The sequence below is a fragment of the Albidovulum sp. genome (assembly GCF_049646345.1).
Lineage (GTDB): Bacteria > Pseudomonadota > Alphaproteobacteria > Rhodobacterales > Rhodobacteraceae > Albidovulum.
Genome location: NZ_JBARVQ010000069.1, coordinates 1 through 2,409, shown reverse-complemented (window position 1 = coordinate 2,409; position 2,409 = coordinate 1). Strand labels below are relative to the sequence as shown.

Sequence of the window (2,409 nt, the reverse complement as noted above, 5' to 3'; positions counted from 1 at the left end):
GAATAACTTACGCATACTCTGGGTTAGATCGCCAACTGAAAACGACTGCAAGGGCAGTTCGACGGCGCAAACACCCTGACATGGCAGGTGTCAGGTGGCCTGATCGCGGGCGACAGGCCGCTGTTCCCCCAATCTTGGATGCAGTCGCCCGGCGATCGCAACCATCACGGCGAGCCCCGCCGCCCCGGCTGCAAAAACGCCCGTGATGGGCGCGACCAAGAGGACAAGCCAGGCCGCGGCGGGCGACAGGATGCCCGAAACATCGCGGAAGCTGGAGTAAACCGCCGACATTTCGGTCCGTTCGGCCGGTTTCACCGCCATCAGGAACGGGAGGCCGCCGAACGTATCGAGCATGACGAGAAAGAGCGATCCGGCAAACAGGGCGGCAACGGTGATCGGCGGCCAGGCTTGGCCGAATGCGGCCAGCAGGAAACAGGCCGAACAGGCGGCAAATGTCACACGGATCGCCCGCCTCAGCCCGCGCTTCTGCATCCAGCGCAACATGAAGGGCGACAGGAACAGGAAAGTGTTCGACACCGAAAAGACGGCACTTGCCACCTTGTCGCCCAGCCCCGCCTCGATGCAGAAGATCGGCAGATAGACGACATAGACCCACCAGCCCGACGACCGTAGCACCGCAAAGAGCCAACCCGCGATCAGGCGCGGCTGGCGGAAAAACCGGCCGAGATAGGCCAGGGGGTTGGGGGCAGGCGCACGGGCGCGGGTGATCAGCTTGCCGTTACCCAGCCTCAGGAACCAGAAGGTCGCGAGAAGGGCCGCGGCGAAGCCCATGCCGATCAGGAATGGCAGCGGCTCCCACCAGGTCCAGAGGAATACGCCGATCACCGGGCCCAATGCCCAAGATGCGGCGCTGTAGAGCATCTTCAGCGTCTCGCTGCGTCCCAGTTCATGCCGCGCGATATAGTCCATCACATAGGCATTGGTGCAGATGAACACGGTCACCGTCGCGAGGTTGGAGATGACGAGCGCAAGCGGCGTCAGCAGCGGTCCGCCGACAATCGCGCATGTGCCGCCGATCAGATAAAACCCCACGCCCCCGGTATAGACCCAGCGGCGTGGGATGAAGCGGCTGATCCAGGGCACCATCAGCCCCCAGACGAGCGAGGCAATCCCGGCGGCAAGATAGATCAGGCTGACTGCGGCCGCATCCTCGGACAACGCGCGATACAGCACCAGCGGCCAGATCGAGATCAGAAGCCCGCGCAGCGACGCCTCGATCCCCGTCAATATGGCAAAGCCCTTCACGCCCGGCACCGGGGCGTGACGCAGGTTTTCAGGGATATAGCGACTGATCATCTGGCCTCCACTGCCCAAAAGCCCGCAAAACCCCGCCCCGTCGCGACATTTTGCGACGCACGGTATGTCGGATTGAAACCGTTCACAGTTCGGGCTTGTCCGGCCGGGCGGGATCGTGCCTCATGGCAGCATGCGCCTGATCCTGCTTCTGCCGTTGCTTCTTGCCACCGGCTGCCAGAACGATGAAACCGTCGCGGCCTATGGCGGCGGCACCGGTCTGTGGCAATTGATCGAGATTGACGGAAAGACCTTCCCGGCCCGCGCCACGCTCGGTTTTCCCGAACCGGGGCGAATTGCGGGCGCAGCCCCCTGCAATGCCTATTCGGGCCCCATGACCGCGCCATATCCGTGGTTCGACGCTGGGGATATCGCCGTCACCCGCCGCGCCTGCCCGGAACTGGCGGCCGAAACCGCATTCTTCGACGCACTGACATCCATGACACTGGCCGAGATCGCGGGTGACACGCTGATCCTGTCAACGCCCGATGGGCGCGAGATGGTCTTTACCCGCTCTCAACCCTGACGTGCCAAAAGGTCAACGAACCGCCGCCGTGCCTCGGGCAGCTTGCGGTGCAGGTCATGGGCAATGCGGTGTTCAAGGAAATGGCCGGTGGTCCGAAACCCCTCAGCGAGTTCGCCCGGCGATGCCGGCCCCTGCCCCATCAGGCAGACCGGCAGTGGCAGCAAACGATCCGCCCATTCCCCCGCCGCATCACGCGCGACGGCGCGGCCCGATTTCGGACTGACATAGGCCAGATCATCGCGGGTTCCGGTGACCGCACAACGGCTCAGGTCCAGCCCATAGCCCAGCTCCTCCAGCAGCATCAGCTCCCAACGCAGATAGATCAGAACCCAGTCCGGATCCTGCCCCAACGCATCGAGAAGGACGATCGTGGCGGCATAGATCTCGGGGTGGGCCTCACGTTCAGGCAGCGCAAAGCGCAAAAGCGCGCAGACCGCATTCAGGCCCGCAAGCGCCAGACGGTCGCCCAGCACCCCGGTGCGTGACCGCAGGGGTTCAACGGCGAAGGTTCCCAGATGATCCTCAAGCCGCCCCCGCCAGGTCACATCAAGCTGCGCACCGGGTTGAAG

General features: G+C 64.1%; 3 protein-coding genes. 1 reads left to right on the top strand and 2 read right to left on the bottom strand.

The genetic code is table 11. The features are described 5' to 3' along the window. Positions 1 to 90: 90 nt before the first annotated feature. On the bottom strand, positions 91 to 1,317 hold the full coding sequence (locus WBB85_RS01665; RefSeq protein WP_432636888.1) for an MFS transporter: 1,227 nt from the start codon (positions 1,315 to 1,317) through the stop codon (positions 91 to 93). A gap of 115 nt (positions 1,318 to 1,432) precedes the next feature. On the opposite strand from WBB85_RS01665, the gene WBB85_RS01660 reads away from it, so the two are divergent. Next, complete coding sequence (locus WBB85_RS01660; protein ID WP_432636887.1) at positions 1,433 to 1,840, top strand: META domain-containing protein; 408 nt, start codon at positions 1,433 to 1,435, stop codon at positions 1,838 to 1,840. Here WBB85_RS01660 and recO read toward each other — a convergent pair. Next, positions 1,831 to 2,409: DNA repair protein RecO (gene recO, locus WBB85_RS01655; protein WP_432636886.1), on the bottom strand; the 579-nt coding region annotated here is incomplete at its 5' end. The genes WBB85_RS01660 and recO overlap by 10 nt on opposite strands.

What these genes read in the sequence shown, in the direction of transcription:
- WBB85_RS01665 (WP_432636888.1), bottom strand. Translation starts at nt 1,317, where the DNA reads ATGATCAGTCGCTATATCCCTGAAAACCTGCGTCACGCCCCGGTGCCG.